This is a genomic window from Geobacillus sp. G4, assembly GCF_040327975.1.
Lineage (GTDB): Bacteria > Bacillota > Bacilli > Bacillales > Anoxybacillaceae > Geobacillus > Geobacillus thermoleovorans.
Map to the genome: position 1 here is coordinate 198,982 of NZ_JBEPJY010000007.1, position 16,479 is coordinate 215,460.

Genomic DNA, 16,479 nt, shown 5'->3' on the forward strand with positions numbered 1-16,479 from the left:
TTTTTCTGCTTTTTCCCGCATGCATGAGGAATGGCGACGGTCAAGCAGGAGTGATCAGTTGATTTGGAGGCAAAAATGGAATGAGACGTTAGAAATTATGATAAAAAATCTCCATGCGCTATTTTTGCAATCTGTCCGGCGTGAAAATGGTCGTTCAAGGTGCGTGCATCTTTACAACAAATAAGGTCAACGAGGGATTGTTTCATCCCCTCGTTATTTTATTACTTTTCCTTTTTCGATAATTTTAATTTTTTATAATATTATATTGTGTTAGAAAACAATACATGGCATAATTTTATTCAGAGAGCAAAAGTTTCATCAAAATCGAATGAGAGAAGGGGAGCGTGATGGGGGAAAAGATTTTATTGGAAGTTCGTGGGCTTCGGACGTCTTTCTTTACGGATGATGGGGAGATCCCGGCGGTCGATGGTGTAGATTTTTCCATTCGTGAAGGCGAAGTGCTTGGCATTGTCGGGGAGTCCGGGTGTGGGAAAAGTGTGACGTCATTGTCTATTATGGGGTTGTTGCCAAAAGGAATCGGCAAGGTGGTTGGCGGTGAGATTTGGTTTAAAGGCGAGAACTTGATCGAAGCCTCGGAGCGGCGGATGAAGCAAATTCGCGGCAACGAGATCGCGATGATTTTTCAAGAGCCGATGACTTCTTTAAATCCATTGTTTACCATTGGAAACCAATTAGTCGAGGCTATTCGTTTACATACAAAAATAGGGAAAAAAGAAGCGCGAGCGCGGGCGGTGGAGATGCTCAAGCTTGTCGGGCTGCCGCGCGCTGAGCAAATGTTGGACGAATATCCGCATCAGTTGTCTGGCGGCATGCGCCAGCGCGTGATGATTGCGATGGCGATGGTGTGCCGTCCGGCGCTCTTGATCGCGGACGAGCCGACGACGGCGCTTGATGTGACCATTCAGGCGCAAATTTTAGCGCTGATGAAAGAATTGAACCAGACGTTCGGCACGGCAGTGATGATGATCACCCATGATTTGGGAGTTGTCGCTGAACTATGCGATCGCGTCATTGTCATGTACGCTGGCCAAATCGTGGAAGAAGGAAGCGTTCGGGACATTTTCCGCAATCCGAAGCATCCGTACACCGCCGGCCTGATTCGCTCGATCCCGGATATCCGCGGCAAAAAGGAGCGGCTGTATTCCATTCCCGGCCAAGTGCCAAAACCCGGAACGGTCCGCTGCGGCTGTCGGTTTGCCGCTCGGTGCGAATGGGTCGTTGACCGCTGCCGCCACGAAGATCCGCTATTGTACGAAACGAGTGAACAAGGCCATCGCGCCCGCTGTTTTTTGGCGTTAGAGAAGGAGGGGCTGGTTGATGAGCGAGCCGCTGCTCGAAGCGAAAGGGCTTAAAAAATATTTTCCCATTACCGGGGGCGTTTTTGGCAAACAAATTGGGACGGTCAAAGCGGTCGATGATGTGACATTCACCGTGTACCGCGGTGAGACGCTTGGCATTGTCGGCGAGTCGGGCTGCGGCAAGTCGACTACGGGCCGAATGCTGCTGCGGCTCATTGAGCCGACAGACGGTTCGATTCTATTTGAAGGGAAGAATGTAACCGCTTTATCAAAAGCGGAGCTGCGTCGGTTGCGGCGCGATATGCAGATGATTTTCCAAGACCCGTTCGCTTCGCTGAACCCGCGCCATACAGTCGAAAAAATTTTGGAAGAGCCGCTTATCGTTCACGGCATTGGATCAAAAGAGGAACGGAAGCGGCGAGTGCGGGAGATGCTCGAGGTGGTCGGGCTCGGTTCGTATCATGCCAAACGCTATCCCCACCAGTTCAGCGGCGGCCAGCGTCAGCGCATCGGCATCGCGCGGGCGCTGATGACTCATCCGAAGCTGATCATCGCCGATGAACCGGTTTCGGCGCTTGATGTATCGATTCAAGCGCAAGTTCTCAATTTGCTTGAAGATTTGCAAAAGCAGTTTGGGCTTACATATATTTTCATTGCCCATGATTTAGGGGTCGTTCGCCATATCAGCGACCGGGTTGGCGTCATGTATTTGGGTCGTATAGTTGAGCTGGCGGCCAGCGAGTCATTATACGAATCGCCGAAGCATCCGTATACGCAGGCGCTTTTGTCCGCTGTGCCGATTCCAGATCCTGATCATAAAACAGAACGACAGTTGCTCTCCGGCGATTTGCCAAGCCCGGCGAATCCGCCGCAAGGGTGTGCGTTCCATACGCGTTGCGCATCCTGTATGGATATTTGCCGCCAGCGGCGCCCGGAATTGCGAGAAGTGGCCAATGGACATTACGTTGCTTGCCATTTATACGAGCCAACAGGTGAGCAACGTGATGATAAACAAATGAAACACAAGGGGGAAACACGATGAGGAAAAAAACATGGTTTACGTGGCTTGCCATGATGCTGGCAGTCATGCTTGTTTTAGCTGGCTGCGGCAAGTCGAAGCAAACCGCAGGGGGTGGCAGTGACAAACCGTCGACCCAGGATACGCTGGTGTACGGGCGCGGCGGTGATTCGGTGTCGCTCGACCCGGCGACTGTGACGGATGGGGAGTCGCTGAAAGTAACGAAAAACATTTTTGATACGCTCCTTGATTACAACGACAACGATACGTCCGTCAAGCCGGCGTTGGCGACGGAATGGACGATTTCGAAGGATGGACTGACCTATACGTTTAAATTGCGCCAAGGTGTCAAGTTTCATGACGGGACAGAGTTTAACGCCGATGCAGTGGTCTTTAACTTCGAGCGTTGGGCGAACGGCAATGCAGACAAGTTTCCGTATTACGGATCGATGTTTGGCGGTTACAAGCAGGATGACAGCCATGTGATTAAAGAAGTAAAGGCGCTCGACAAGTACACGGTGCAATTTGTGCTGAAACGGCCGCAAGCTCCATTTTTGAAAAATCTCGCCATGACGCCGTTTGCCATCGCCAGCCCAGAAGCCGTGAAAAAATACGGCGACAAGTTTGGCGAACACCCAGTCGGGACCGGCCCGTTCGTCTTTAAAGAATGGAAGCGCAACGAACGGATCGTACTTGAAAAAAATAAAGACTATTGGGAAAAAGGCTATCCAAAGCTGAACCAGCTCATCTTCGTGTCCATTCCGGACAACTCGGCGCGTCTCAATGCGCTCTTAAAAGGCGAAATCGACATCATGGAAGACTTGAATCCGACGGACTTAAAACAAGTGGAAGGAAACAAAGAGTTTCAAATTTTCAAGCGCCCGTCGATGAACGTCGCCTATGTCGGACTGACGGCGACGAGAGGGCCGCTGAAAAACAAGTTGGTTCGCCAAGCGTTGAACTACGCGGTTGACAAGAAAGCGATCATCGATGCGTTTTACGCCGGCCAGGCGGAACCGGCGAAAAACCCGATGCCTCCCAGCATCCCGGGATACAACGATGCGATTCAAGACTATCCGTTTGATTTGAATAAAGCGAAAGAGCTGCTTGCGAAAGCGGGTTATCCGAATGGCTTTGAAATCGAACTGTGGGCGATGCCGGTACCGCGTCCGTATATGCCGGACGGGCAAAAAATCGCTGAGGCCATTCAAGCGAATTTTGCCAAAATCGGCGTGAAAGCGAAAATCGTGACGTATGAATGGGCGACCTATTTAGACAAGCTCGCCAAAGGGGAAGCGGACGCCTTCCTGCTCGGCTGGACGGGCGACAACGGTGATGCCGATAACTTCTTGTATGCGCTCCTTGACAAAGACAGCATTGGCAGCAACAACTACACCTATTTCTCGAATGATGAGCTGCATAAAATTTTGGTCGAAGCGCAAACGGTGAGCGATGAAAACAAACGGAACGAGCTGTATAAAAAAGCGCAAGAGATCATTAAAGAAGAAGCGCCATGGATTCCGCTCGTCCATTCAACTCCGCTGTTGGCCGGCAAGGCGAATATCCAAGGCTTTAACCCGCACCCGACCGGTTCGGATAAGTTTACGAAAGTCGAGTTTAAATAATCGACTGAGAGAGGGGAAGGAGCGCATCTTCCCCTCTTTGTTTGCCGCATGTTAAGGGAGGGAGAGTCAGGTGCTGTCGTATGCTGTGAGAAGGGTGCTGATGGTGATCCCGGTGTTGTTTGGCATGTCGCTTGTCGTCTTTTTTATGATCCGAGCCATTCCAGGCAACCCGGCGCAAGTCATTTTAGGGCAAAAAGCGACGAAAGAGGCTGTAGCGGCTTTGACCCATAAGCTTGGGTTAGATGAGCCATGGTATGTGCAGTATGTCAAATACATCGGCGGCTTGCTGCACGGTGACTTAGGCGAGTCGATCCGCACCGGCGCCCCCATCGCCGAAGAAATTTGGCCGTATTTAGCGGCGACGATCGAACTGTCGCTGGCGGCGATGCTGATTGCGGTGATCATTGGCGTGAACGCCGGCATTATTAGCGCTTGGTTTCAAAATTCATGGTTTGATTATATTGCGATGGTGTTGGCATTGATTGGTGTTTCCATGCCGATCTTTTGGCTTGGCTTAATGGAGCAGTGGCTGTTTTCGATTGAACTTGATTGGCTGCCGACGTCCGGTCGCGAGGACGTACGCAACCCTGTTGAGCCGATCACTCATCTTTATCTGATCGATACACTTCTCTCTGGGAATACCGATCAATTTTGGCAAGTTATTCAACATCTTGTCTTGCCGAGTATGGCTCTAGCGACGATCCCGATGGCGATTATTGCTCGCATGACGCGTTCGAGCATGTTGGAAGTGATGAAATCCGACTACATTCGCACCGCTCGTGCGAAAGGATTAAGCATGTTTTGGGTCGTGTACAAACATTCGTTGAAAAACGCCATTATTCCCGTGTTGACGGTCATTGGGCTGCAAACAGGACTGCTGCTTGGCGGTGCGATTTTGACGGAAACGATTTTCAGCTGGCCCGGCATCGGACGCTATATTTATGATGCAATCGGGTATCGGGATTATCCGGTGATCCAATCAGGCATTTTGATCATTGCCACCATTTTTATTTTTATTAATTTGATCGTTGATTTACTTTATGCGATCATTGATCCGCGCATTAAGTACAATTAAGGAGGGAGGGCGCCTATGGCTGAACTAGCGCGCACGCCGGCAACACCGCCCGCGGCGATTAGGGAGACGGAATCGGTTTCTTTATGGAAAGAAGCATGGCGGCGGTTTCGAAAAAATAAAATCGCCTTGGTCGGTGCTGGGATCGTTTTGTTTTTTATCCTTGTCGCCATCTTGGCGCCGTGGCTGGCACCGTATGATTATAAAGACCAACAGTTGGCCGAGCGGTTGCAGCCGCCTTCTAGCGAGCATTGGTTCGGCACCGATGATTTTGGCCGCGACATTTTTTCCCGCGTGATATATGGAGCCCGCATTTCCCTGTGGGTCGGATTTTTTTCCGTGCTCGGCTCGGTCATGGTTGGTTCGCTGCTTGGCATTATCGCCGGCTACTATGGGCGCTGGATTGATGGGGTGATTTCGCGTTTGTTTGACATTATGCTGGCGTTTCCGAGCATTTTATTGGCGATCGGCATCGTCGCTGTGCTCGGGCCGTCTTTGCAAAACGCCCTCATCGCCATCGCTGTCATTAATGTACCGAACTTTGGGCGGCTCATCCGTTCTCGCGTGCTAAGCATTAAGCAAGAAGAATACATTATGGCAGCGAAAGCGATCGGCATGAGCGACTGGCGCATTTTAATCCATCATATTTTGCCCAACAGCCTCGCGCCGATCATCGTTCAAGGGACACTGGCGATCGCCACCGCCATTATCGAAGCGGCCGCACTTGGCTTTTTAGGCTTGGGGGCGCAGCCGCCCAATCCGGAGTGGGGGAAAATGCTATCGGACGCCAAAGATTTCTTGACTCAGGCGCCGTGGACGATGATTTTCCCTGGATTGGCGATCATGCTGACAGTGCTTGGCTTTAACTTAATGGGCGACGGGCTGCGCGATGCGCTTGACCCACGGATGAAAAATTGAAGCAGGCGGTCCGCTACGAGCGGCCGCCTGCTGACTTTTCCAGCTCTTTTTCCAGCGTGTCATCGTAATGGTAATGGTGGAAACTATCGATAAGCTTGTCTAAATGTTCGAGGCGATCCCCATAATCCATGATCGCTCCGATTAAAGAAAACAACCGATAATCGCCCGGCGGCTGGCCGTCCGCATAAAAGGCGGAAGTGAGCCGCTCGCGCTGATGATGAATTTCCTCGGCCCGTCTGCTGTGAGGGAGCGGCTTTGCCTTATGGATAAATTTCAGCAACAGTTGCTCATGGTAGTCAAGCAAGCAGCCAAGGTGCAGGCAGACGGCTTGACGAAGCTCGGCGGGCAAGCGGCTGAACTCGTTTTCGAGCCGGTGCAGCCATTTTAAGACAGATAAAGCTCGATCGGCCGCTGCTATCATTTGCCGGTACAACACGAGTTTGCGAGATTTTTGGAAGCGTTGGCGTCGAAAATACGTGCGTTCTTCTTTGTACATAAAATATAGATGCTCGAGTTTGGTCATTTCTTCGTGTCGTGCTTCAATTTCTTCCTTCAAATGGTGATGGTCGGCTGCCTGCTGTTTATGCAGGCGGATCCATTTTAAAATGACCTCTGTTTCTTCGCTGATTTTTTCATATACCTTTTTTTCGTACTTGGGCGGCAAGAAAATCAAGTTGACGACAAAGGCGGCGAAAATACCGAGCATCATCGTTAAAAAGCGAATGGCCGCAAATTGAATGAACTGGCGGTCTGTATATTCCATAATGGCAATGACTGTGACAAGCGCTACGGAAATCGTCGATGATTCAAGGCGCATTTTCAGGCAAAGGGCGATGACGATCATCAGCGTCAAACCGACGACCAACGGATCGCGCCCAAGAATGAAAACCGCCGCGATCGCGAACAAGGCGCCGATCACATTCGCTTGCACTTGCTCGATCAGCGATAAATAGGAGCGGTAAATGGTCGGCTGCATGGCGAACACAGCGGAAATGCCGGCGAATGACGGCGATGGAAACTGGAAGAGCGCTGCTAAGAACAAGGCGAGCGCCACTGCGATCCCCGTTTTGAAAATGCGGGCACCGAGTTTCATCTATGATCAAAACTCTCCTTTTTGTTTTGGTGAACCATTCAGTACTATACACAGTTTCATCCTATGTGCGCAAGGAAAAAATATAACGCCCCGCCGATGAAGGCGGGGCGTTGAGAAATTTCTGGTGTTCAAAGCTGCCGGAACGCCTTGCCGACCGCGTCGATCGTGTAGGCGATGTCGTCTTCCGTATGGGCGAGGGTGATAAACCATGCTTCGTATTTCGACGGCGCGAGATTGATCCCTTGTTTGAGCATGAGCTTGAAAAATTTCGCAAACAACTCGCCGTCGCTGCGCTGGGCTTGCTTGTAGTTTTCCACTTTTTCGTCAGTGAAGAAGACGGTGAGCGCGCCTTTTAAGCGGTTGACGGTCACCGGCAGGCCGCATTGGCGAGCATGGGCCAGGATGCCTTCTTCCAGCATTGCTCCCAATCGGTCGAGATGCTCATAGACGCCCTCTTGTTTCAACACTTCAAGGCAGGCGATGCCAGCGAGCATCGACGCCGGGTTGCCGGCCATCGTCCCGGCCTGGTACGCTGGTCCGAGCGGAGCGACTTGTTCCATAATGTCTTGGCGTCCACCGTACGCCCCGATCGGCAAGCCCCCGCCGATGATTTTCCCCATCGCCGTCAAGTCGGGCTCCACACCGAGCAAGTTTTGCGCTCCGCCGTACATAAAGCGGAAGGCGGTGATCACTTCGTCGTAAATGACGAGCGCCCCTTCCTTGTGGGCAATCTCATTGATCGCTTCTAAAAAGCCCGGTTTTGGCAGGACGATGCCGAAGTTGCCGACGATCGGCTCGACGAGGACCGCTGCGACTTGCTCGCCCCAAACGTTCATCGCTTCGCGGAACGATTCGACATCGTTGTATGGCACGGTAATGACTTCTTGGGCGATGCTCGGCGGCACGCCGGCTGAGTCCGGCGTCCCCAACGTCGATGGCCCCGAGCCGGCGGCGACGAGCACAAGGTCCGAATGGCCATGGTAGCAGCCTTCGAATTTGACGATTTTGCTTCGTCCGGTGTAGGCGCGGGCGACGCGGATCGTGGTCATCACCGCCTCTGTTCCCGAGTTGACAAACCGCACTTTCTCGAGCGACGGGATCGCCTCTTTTAACATTTTGGCAAACGTGATCTCATGCGGCGTTGGCGTGCCGTACAACACACCGGTCTCGGCGGCGCGGCGGATGGCTTCCGCGATGTGTGGATGGGCGTGCCCGGCGATGATCGGTCCGTAGGCGGCCAAGTAGTCGATGTACTTGTTTCCATCCACATCCCAAAAGTAGGCTCCTTGCGCCCGCTCCATCACGACTGGCGCACCGCCGCCGACCGCTTTGTATGAGCGGGACGGGCTGTTCACTCCACCAACAATGTGCTGGAGCGCTTCTTCATATAATTGTTCTGATTTGGTCCACTGCATTGTTTGATCCTCCTGTTTCCGCTGACTGCCTCTTTATATAGTAAACCGAGAAGACTCAAACTTCAATGCTATAGGTGTAAAGCGGGAGACGGATCGGTTTCTCCCATCATTGACGTGCCGATTCGAAAAAATCCGACAGGAAATCGTTTGTTTCCGTATGGGCGGAACTGACATCCAACTGTTGCCGACGGTCGATCGGCGAGTGGGCATTGATTTAGGACAAAAGCATTTTGCCGTTCTTTCCAAATCGGAGGCGGCGCCTAACGCAATGGCGTCAACAGACTGGAAAACAAAAAAGATGAAAATGGCGGCGATTCATGTATAATGCAACATAGGAGAAGGGCGCAAGCCGCCTTTTTCCTTTGACGCCAAGGAGAGGTCAGGAGGAGAACGATGAACGCGATTGAAGTAGAACATTTGCGCAAAGAATTTAAAGTGCACAAAAGCCGCTCCGGCCTTGTCGGAGCGTTTCGCGATTTATGGACGCGCCGTTATACGCTCGTTCGAGCGGTTGATGACATTTCGTTTGCTGTTAAGCAAGGGGAAATCGTCGGCTATATCGGCGAAAACGGCGCCGGCAAATCCACGACGATCAAAATGTTGACCGGCATTTTAACGCCAACGTCTGGGCGCATTGTCGTCAACGGGATGAATCCCCATAAAGAGCGGGAAAAATTCGTGCGCACGATCGGCGTCGTGTTCGGCCAGCGTTCGCAATTATGGTGGGACATCGCTGTTCAAGAGTCGTTCCGGCTGTTGAAAAAAGTGTACCGCGTCTCGGACGAGCAATATCGCCGCCATATGGCCGAGGTGATTGACATGCTTGAGATCGGCCCGCTGCTTGATAAGCCGGTGCGCAAGCTGTCGCTTGGCCAGCGGATGCGCTGTGAGCTTGCCGCCGCGCTCATTCACAACCCGCCGCTGTTGTTTTTGGATGAACCGACGATCGGCCTTGATGTGCTTGTCAAACTCAACATCCGCCAGTTTTTAAAGCAATTGAATGAACGGTATGGCACGACGATCCTGCTGACGACGCACGATATGTCAGACATTGAAGCGCTTTGCGAGCGGGTCATTATGCTCGATGAAGGGAAAATCATTTACGACGGGTCGCTTGAGCGCCTGAAAGAAAGATGGGGCCAAGGAAAACGGGTCGCCTTTACGTTTGCCGAAGCGGTGACGGCCGCTTTTTTGCAGCAGTTGACTGAAGGGTTGGATGTTGTTTGGAAAAAAGGTGAACAGCCAAACGTTTGGGTCTCGCACGTTCCATCAGGAGGCGTGCCGGAAGTTGTCAGTCGCGTCGCTGCCCGTTGTGCGTTAAATGACATCCATATTCACGAAGTGCCGACGGAGGAGATCATCCGCAATATTTATGAGGAAGGTGCGGTTCATGGGTAAGTATGTCGAAATGGTCCGCATCCGCTTTTTAATGATGCTCGCCTACCGGACAAACTATTACACTGGCATTTTGATTTACGCCATTAACATCGCAGCGTATTACTTCCTTTGGTCGGCTATTTATGGCGGCAAATCATCGATGCAAGGGATGTCGCTTGGGCAAATGACGACGTATGTCGCCATTTCCTGGCTGGCGCGGGCGTTTTATTTTAACAACCTTGACCGTGAAATCGCCATGGAAATCCGCGATGGAAAAGTAGCGATTGAACTGATCCGCCCGTACAGCTATTTAGGGATGAAAGCTGTGCAAGGGCTTGGCGAAGGGCTGTTTCGCCTTTTCTTTTTATCGCTGCCTGGGCTTTTGGTCGTATCGCTTTTTTTGCCGCTTCAGTTTCCGGGACACGCCAAAACGTGGCTGTCTTTCGGCTTGTCGCTTCTATTCAGCTTTATCATTTTTTCGGAGCTGAACTTGCTTGCGGGGGTTGTGACGTTCTTTACGTTCCGAAATGAAGGGTTGCTTAGGGCGAAGCGGTTTATCATCGACTTGTTTTCTGGGCTCATTTTGCCGCTTTCCTTTTATCCTGATTGGGCGCAACGGGCGATGATGTATTTCCCGTTTCAAGCCATCAGCTACATCCCAAGCATGATCATGACAGAAAGTTTTAAAGGTGCTGCTGTCCGTGATGGCCTGCTTCTGCAGGCAACGTGGTGCATCGTATTGCTTTTTCCGATTGGATGGTTATGGAGAGCGGCGAAAAAGCGTCTTGTTGTGCAAGGGGGGTAAACGTTGTTTTACGTATCGGTTTTTTTTCAATACATGGCGCAATATATGAAGACAAAGCTGCAATATCGAGCCGATTTGTTCGTGGAGTGGCTGTCTGACTTTATGGCTCAGGCGGTCAACTTGGTATTTTTGCTGGTTGTGTTCGGCCATACGACGATGCTTCACGGCTGGTCGCGCGATGAGATTTTGTTTATTTACGGTTTTTTTCTTGTTCCATATGCCGTATTTGGCGCCTTTTTTAACCTTTGGGATTTTAATGAACGATATATTGTGCAGGGGGAAATGGATCGCGTGTTGACGCGCCCGCTAAACAGCCTGTTTCAAATTGTTTTGGAGCGGATGGAGCTCGAATCGTTGCTTGGCGCTGTGCCCGGGCTGATCATTATGCTGTATGCCGGCAGCCGCTTGTCTCTTTCATTTCATTGGTATGATGTCTTCGTGTTTATTTTGTTTGTCATTGGCGGTGCATTGATTTATGCCGGCATTTTCATTTCACTGGCGACGATCAGTTTTTTTGCCGACGCCCGCACATCCATCATGCCGATGATGTACAACATCAGCAGCTATGGCCGCTACCCGATCGATATTTATCATCGCGTCATCCGCTATATTTTAACGTGGGTGCTGCCGTTTGCCTTTGTCGGCGTTTATCCAGCTGCTTATTTTCTTGATAAAAAGGAATGGTACAGTTATGCCTTTTTCACCCCAGTGGTCGGCATGGTTTGCTTCACCGTTTCGGTCATGCTTTGGAACGCCGGGGTGAGACGATATCGCGGGACGGGGAGCTAGGCGCCCCGCCCGTTTTTGTTCATTTGCCATCAAAATGACAAACAATGGTCAAGCAATCGACACAACCTTGTCTGTATCGTTAGCATGTTGTGGCGTAAAATAAAATGTGAATATATTCACAAAAAGGAAGAAGAGGTGAATAGTGATGAAAAACGGGAGAGGAAATCGGGTAGCGGTCGTCGGCACCGGGTTTGTCGGCGCCAGTTATGCGTTTGCCTTAATGAATCAAGGGATTGCCGATGAGATCGTGCTCATCGATGCAAATGAAAACAAGGCTGAGGGCGATGCGATGGACTTCAACCATGGGAAAGTATTTGCGCCGAAGCCGGCTGACATTTGGCACGGCGATTACGATGATTGCCGCGATGCCGATTTGGTTGTCATTTGCGCCGGCGCCAACCAAAAACCGGGCGAGACGCGGCTTGATCTTGTGGACAAAAACATTGCCATTTTCCGCTCGATCGTTGAGTCGGTCATGGCATCCGGATTTCAAGGACTGTTTCTCGTCGCCACCAATCCGGTCGACATTTTAACGTACGCGACGTGGAAATTCAGCGGCCTGCCGCAAGAGCGAGTAATCGGATCGGGCACGATTTTGGACACGGCGCGGTTCCGCTTCTTGTTGGGCGACTATTTCGCCGTCGCCCCGACGAACGTGCACGCCTATATTATCGGCGAACATGGCGACACTGAACTCCCGGTCTGGAGCCAGGCTGATATCGGCGGCGTGCCGATCCGCAAGCTGGTCGAGTCCAAAGGGGAAGAAGCGCAAAAAGAGCTCGAGCGCATTTTTGTCAATGTGCGCGATGCCGCCTACCAAATTATTGAGAAAAAAGGAGCGACGTACTACGGGATTGCTATGGGGCTTGCCCGCGTGACGCGCGCCATTTTGCATCATGAAAATGCCATTTTGACCGTTTCCGCTTACTTGGACGGCCCATACGGCGAACGCGATGTCTACATCGGTGTGCCTGCTGTGATCAACCGAAATGGCATCCGCGAAGTGATTGAAATTGAACTTGACGAGGAGGAGAAAAAATGGTTCCACCGTAGTGCTGCGACGTTAAAAGGTGTATTGGCGCGCTATTTTGCTCAGTAAAGCGCAACGATTGGCTTCGTCTGACGGGACGCTGGCTTGTCAAATGGGTCGGGCGATCCGGTGGAATACAGGAGTGCTGCCGATTCAAGCAGGGTGCGGAGGGTCATGCGGTATAATCGCCCGGTTGTCCGCGTATATATGAACGACGGACAAAAATGGGGGGAACGTGATGGATTACGCCTTCCTTGGCATTGTTGCCGCCGTACTGCTCGGCAGCATCACCTCGCTTTGGACAGTGCGCGTGCAAGCGACGCATCGCCTGTCACTCGATAGCTTATGGGTTCTCGTCCAATGGTATTTAACGATGTTGCTCGGTTTTGCCATGATTTATATGATTTTGCAAGTAAACGGCCATGCTGTGTTTACCCCATCCCCAAATAGCGCATCGAAAGATCGTTTGTCGCTGCTTGAAGACAGCTTGTATTTAAGCGGTATGACGCTTTTGTCGGTCGGATACGGTGATGTCACTCCGATCGGCGTCGGGCGGTGGATCGCCATTGCCGAAGCGCTGCTCGGCTACATTATGCCCGCTGTCATCGTGACGCGCACCGTGTTTGACTGGGATCATCGCTGATATGAGTTGCAATTTCCCTTCGTCTTCGCTACGCTAAAAGAAAACGAAGAAGACGGGGGGAACGACATGACGATTGCCATTGGCCAGCCAGCTCCAGATTTCACCTTGCCGGCAAGCAATGGGAAAATGGTTTCGCTGTCTGATTTTCGCGGCCGGTATGTGGTGCTTTACTTTTATCCAAAAGACATGACCCCGGGGTGCACAGCCGAAGCGTGCGACTTTCGCGATCGCCATGCGCAGTTCGCTGAGTTGAACGCCGTCATTTTAGGAGTGAGCACCGACCCAATGAAGCGGCATGAGGCGTTTATCGAAAAATATGAGTTGCCATTTTTGCTTCTTTCTGATGAGCGGCATGAAGTGGCCGAGCTGTATGGGGTATGGAAGAAAAAGAAAAATTTCGGCAAGGAATATATGGGCATTGATCGCTCGACATTCATTATCGCCCCCGACGGAACGTTGGTCCAAGAATGGCGCAGGGTGAAAGTGAAGGGGCATGTCGATGAGGCGCTTGCGGAAGTCGCCCGACTAGCGTCATCTAGGTAAGCGTCCAGACAATGTACATCGTTTGGCGTATGATACATAGTAACCTCCTCAAATGAATGACATAAGAGGCGGAAACAATTTCCGCCTCCTTTTTTTGTTAAAATGGCGTCTGAGCCCATATATTAATGGCATCTATATTGACAAATGGCATGTATTCTTTGTAGACTAATTATAAATATTATAAAGTGATAATTTTTTTCACCTTTGCACAGAGAGTGAGGTGCATGACGGTGTCTGACAACGAGCAACTGAAGGAAGCGCTTGACATGCTGAAAAAGACTGGCATACGCATCACGCCGCAGCGTCATGCGATATTGGAGTATTTGATCAGCTCGATGTCCCATCCGACGGCTGATGAAATATACAAAGCGCTGGAAGGGAAATTCCCAAACATGAGTGTAGCTACCGTCTACAATAACTTGCGCGTCTTTAAGGAAATCGGGCTTGTCAAAGAGCTGACGTACGGCGATTCGTCAAGCCGGTTTGACTTCGTCACTTCCAATCATTATCACGTCATCTGTGAAGAGTGCGGCAAAATTGTCGATTTCCACTATCCAGCGCTTGATGAAGTCGAGCAGCTTGCCGCTCACGTCACCGGCTTTAAGGTCGACCATCATCGCATGGAAGTGTACGGAGTCTGCCCTGACTGTCAAAAAAGCGGGGCGCCGGCGCATTCGCATTAAAAAAGCTGATAGCACAAGGCGGCTATCAGCTTTTTCTTTTTTTGTTGTACTTTTCGTCAAACTCTTTTCCTTCCAGTTCGCGGTCTAACGTCAACGGTTCACGGCAAAACATACATAAATCGACGCGTCCGAGCATTTTTGTCACTTTGCCGCACGACGGGCAAACAACTTGGACGGCTCTCGTCGAGAGTGTGCCGATCCAAAAATATACAATGCCACTGGCGACAAGAAACAACATCCCAAACAACATAAACAACGTCATGATGACCGGGGACGTACGAAAAAACAGCCCAAGATACATGACAATGACACCGATAAAAATCAAGCTTAAGGCGAAAGTGCGAATTTTGTTGATTTTGCTCGAATATTTGATGCTCATCACAGTCCCTCCTACATAGACCACTATACCATAAAACGGGGTCCCATCGCGAAGAAGAAATCAACAAAATCGACGTTTTAAAGAAAGGAATTCCTCGTTTTTTGTCGAATAACGAATGACGGCAACAAACGACAGCTTCATGGATGCAAGCATTCTGGTCTTTCTGAAATGAAACAGGCGTTGACAGCATTGTTTGAACATCTGCACAAACGCAATGTGATGATTGATGATGGTGGAAGGGAGGAAAAAACGTTGCAGAAAAAACAGCCGGCTCAAAATAGGAACGTATGGTTGTCTGTCAATCGATATGTTGGGATATCTGAGGGATTTGTCCGCCCGGATATCGCGGCCGGCTTTCTGCAACGGACGCGAGGTATGAAAGAATTGCTGCATCCCATCTGTCACGAATGGGCAAACCGCTGCAACACGCACGGAATTTTAATGATTGAAAAAACGGCTTGCCATGCAGCAACAACGGATACGTTTGATGTCGTGCTGCTCGTCATTGTCGACCCGCAAAGCGAGCCTATGCTTCTCAGACAGTATTCACTAAACGAGAAAAAGGCGGTGCTTTATGCAGTCAGTGAACGGCAGTTAAATGAATGGCTTGTTCTCGGGTCACATCGAAAGGCGGTCGACTGGGTGTTCAACGGAACGGTCGTGTTTGACCGAAACGGCTATGTTCAGCAGTTGCGCCAGCGCCTTGAGCAATTCCCGCCTAAAGAACGGCGATTGAAAATGGGACTCGAGTTTGCCAAACTGATCCGCCATTATACAGAGGGCAAGGCGCTGTTTGCCGCCAAGCATTGGCTCGACTCATACAACCATATGGTGCAAGCCCTCCATCATTTGGCGCGATTGACCGTGATCGAGCACGGACTTTACCCGGAAGTGACCGTATGGAATCAAGTCAAGCGAATGGATGGAAGGATTTATAAACTGTATGAAGAACTCGTTGGAAGTGAAGAACCGCTTCCGAAACGGCTGGAACTTTTGTTGCTGGCCAGTGAATTTTTGATTCATTCTTACGTAGAATCAGGTTCCTCTCATTTATGCGAAGCGCTGAAAGAAAAAAATGGTGCTTGGAGCATTGAGGAAATGACCGGTCATCCGCAGTTTGCGCCTTACTCGGTTGATCTTGTTATCATGCTTGAGTATCTTGTCGAAAGGAAAGTGCTAACCGTCGTGGAAATGCCGACAAAAGGAAATACAATGCTCGAACGGTATTACACGTTGTAAAAAAAAAGAATTTTGACGGTCCCCTTCTGCTGATCCCCAAAAATGGAAGGGAGCCGGTGAGAGGATGGATGCTATTAGGAATTTCATTGTGTTTATACAAATGTCAGTTGCCAAGATCATTGAAGGAAGGAGGCAACCCGGCCGAAAAAAGCTCTTGACTTCCTTGTCGAACGATGATATATTTTAAATCGCTGTCGCGCCGGGAAAATGTTGCGGAGCGGTATGAATAAAAGGCTGTTGACAACGAACAATAAAAATGCTATGATGTAAGGGCCGCTTTAGGAAGCGGAAAACACATTTGCGTTTGAGGGAGTCCAGAGGAGTTGGATTCCTCGGCGCAAGATTGCAACGAAGCAAGTTCAAGAAGAGGTCTCGTTCCTTGAAAACTGAACGAAACGAAGCGCAATAGAAAAGCGGAGGCCGCATTGGCCAAAGCAAAAGCCTATCAACTTTTTTTGGAGAGTTTGATCCTGGCTCAGGACGAACGCTGGCGGCGTGCCTAATACATGCAAGTCGAGCGGACCAAATCGG

At 50.6% G+C, this 16,479-nt stretch carries 17 protein-coding genes and 1 rRNA gene; 15 read left to right on the plus strand and 3 right to left on the minus strand.

Annotation, left to right across the window (positions count from 1 at the left end; all coding sequences use genetic code 11):
• Positions 1-347 precede the first annotated feature (347 nt).
• From ABS784_RS10875 to nikC, 5 genes are all read left to right on the plus strand, one after another.
• Entirely contained in the window at positions 348-1,373 is a 1,026-nt protein-coding gene (locus tag ABS784_RS10875) for an ABC transporter ATP-binding protein (RefSeq protein WP_013146309.1), read from the plus strand.
• Entirely contained in the window at positions 1,339-2,361 is a 1,023-nt protein-coding gene (locus ABS784_RS10880) for an ABC transporter ATP-binding protein (RefSeq protein ID WP_020279375.1), read from the plus strand. The genes ABS784_RS10875 and ABS784_RS10880 overlap by 35 nt, the downstream gene beginning before the upstream one ends.
• Positions 2,358-3,962 (plus strand): ABC transporter substrate-binding protein, encoded by a 1,605-nt coding sequence (locus tag ABS784_RS10885; protein WP_013146308.1) that lies wholly within the window; start codon positions 2,358-2,360, stop codon positions 3,960-3,962. Before ABS784_RS10880 ends, ABS784_RS10885 begins: the two co-directional genes overlap by 4 nt.
• A gap of 70 nt (positions 3,963-4,032) precedes the next feature.
• A complete protein-coding gene (locus ABS784_RS10890; RefSeq protein ID WP_014194923.1) occupies positions 4,033-5,037 on the plus strand; it encodes an ABC transporter permease in 1,005 nt (334 codons plus the stop codon).
• Positions 5,038-5,052: 15 nt separating this feature from the next.
• Positions 5,053-5,952 (plus strand): nickel transporter permease, encoded by a 900-nt coding sequence (nikC, locus tag ABS784_RS10895; RefSeq protein ID WP_011229973.1) that lies wholly within the window; start codon positions 5,053-5,055, stop codon positions 5,950-5,952.
• A gap of 13 nt (positions 5,953-5,965) precedes the next feature.
• Here the strand turns inward: nikC and ABS784_RS10900 are convergent, their stop codons facing one another.
• Positions 5,966-7,045 carry an FUSC family protein gene (locus ABS784_RS10900; RefSeq protein WP_352512485.1) on the minus strand — a complete coding sequence of 360 codons (1,080 nt, stop codon included), beginning with the start codon at positions 7,043-7,045 and terminating at the stop codon, positions 5,966-5,968.
• 128 nt (positions 7,046-7,173) lie between these two features.
• Positions 7,174-8,460 carry a glutamate-1-semialdehyde 2,1-aminomutase gene (locus ABS784_RS10905; protein WP_013146305.1) on the minus strand — a complete coding sequence of 429 codons (1,287 nt, stop codon included), beginning with the start codon at positions 8,458-8,460 and terminating at the stop codon, positions 7,174-7,176.
• 157 nt (positions 8,461-8,617) lie between these two features.
• On the opposite strand from ABS784_RS10905, the gene ABS784_RS10910 reads away from it, so the two are divergent.
• The 8 genes from ABS784_RS10910 to perR all read left to right on the plus strand — a co-directional run bounded on the left by ABS784_RS10910 (position 8,618) and on the right by perR (position 14,330).
• A complete protein-coding gene (locus tag ABS784_RS10910; protein WP_014194925.1) occupies positions 8,618-8,785 on the plus strand; it encodes a hypothetical protein in 168 nt (55 codons plus the stop codon).
• Between the two features lie 68 nt (positions 8,786-8,853).
• Entirely contained in the window at positions 8,854-9,858 is a 1,005-nt protein-coding gene (locus ABS784_RS10915) for an ABC transporter ATP-binding protein (RefSeq protein ID WP_011229976.1), read from the plus strand.
• Positions 9,851-10,642: an ABC transporter permease gene (locus tag ABS784_RS10920; protein ID WP_011229977.1), complete on the plus strand. Its 792-nt coding sequence runs from the start codon at positions 9,851-9,853 to the stop codon at positions 10,640-10,642. Before ABS784_RS10915 ends, ABS784_RS10920 begins: the two co-directional genes overlap by 8 nt.
• A gap of 3 nt (positions 10,643-10,645) precedes the next feature.
• Entirely contained in the window at positions 10,646-11,431 is a 786-nt protein-coding gene (locus tag ABS784_RS10925; protein WP_352512488.1) for an ABC transporter permease, read from the plus strand.
• Between the two features lie 145 nt (positions 11,432-11,576).
• Positions 11,577-12,530, plus strand: a complete 954-nt coding sequence (locus tag ABS784_RS10930; protein WP_011229979.1) for an L-lactate dehydrogenase — start codon at positions 11,577-11,579, stop codon at positions 12,528-12,530.
• Between the two features lie 169 nt (positions 12,531-12,699).
• On the plus strand, positions 12,700-13,104 hold the full coding sequence (locus tag ABS784_RS10935; RefSeq protein WP_011229980.1) for a potassium channel family protein: 405 nt from the start codon (positions 12,700-12,702) through the stop codon (positions 13,102-13,104).
• Between the two features lie 66 nt (positions 13,105-13,170).
• Positions 13,171-13,647 carry a thioredoxin-dependent thiol peroxidase gene (bcp, locus tag ABS784_RS10940; RefSeq protein ID WP_131874113.1) on the plus strand — a complete coding sequence of 159 codons (477 nt, stop codon included), beginning with the start codon at positions 13,171-13,173 and terminating at the stop codon, positions 13,645-13,647.
• 224 nt (positions 13,648-13,871) lie between these two features.
• A complete protein-coding gene (gene perR / locus ABS784_RS10945) occupies positions 13,872-14,330 on the plus strand; it encodes a peroxide-responsive transcriptional repressor PerR (RefSeq protein WP_020279379.1) in 459 nt (152 codons plus the stop codon).
• Positions 14,331-14,355: 25 nt separating this feature from the next.
• On the opposite strand, the gene ABS784_RS10950 is transcribed toward perR, so the two are convergent.
• Positions 14,356-14,709 carry a YgzB family protein gene (locus ABS784_RS10950; protein WP_011229983.1) on the minus strand — a complete coding sequence of 118 codons (354 nt, stop codon included), beginning with the start codon at positions 14,707-14,709 and terminating at the stop codon, positions 14,356-14,358.
• A 375-nt stretch (positions 14,710-15,084) separates the two neighbouring features.
• Between ABS784_RS10950 and ABS784_RS10955 the strand changes: the two genes are divergently transcribed.
• Both ABS784_RS10955 and ABS784_RS10960 read left to right on the plus strand, forming a co-directional pair.
• On the plus strand, positions 15,085-15,948 hold the full coding sequence (locus ABS784_RS10955; RefSeq protein ID WP_033845649.1) for a nucleotidyltransferase-like protein: 864 nt from the start codon (positions 15,085-15,087) through the stop codon (positions 15,946-15,948).
• Between the two features lie 452 nt (positions 15,949-16,400).
• Positions 16,401-16,479, plus strand: a 16S ribosomal RNA gene (locus tag ABS784_RS10960); the annotation flags it as partial.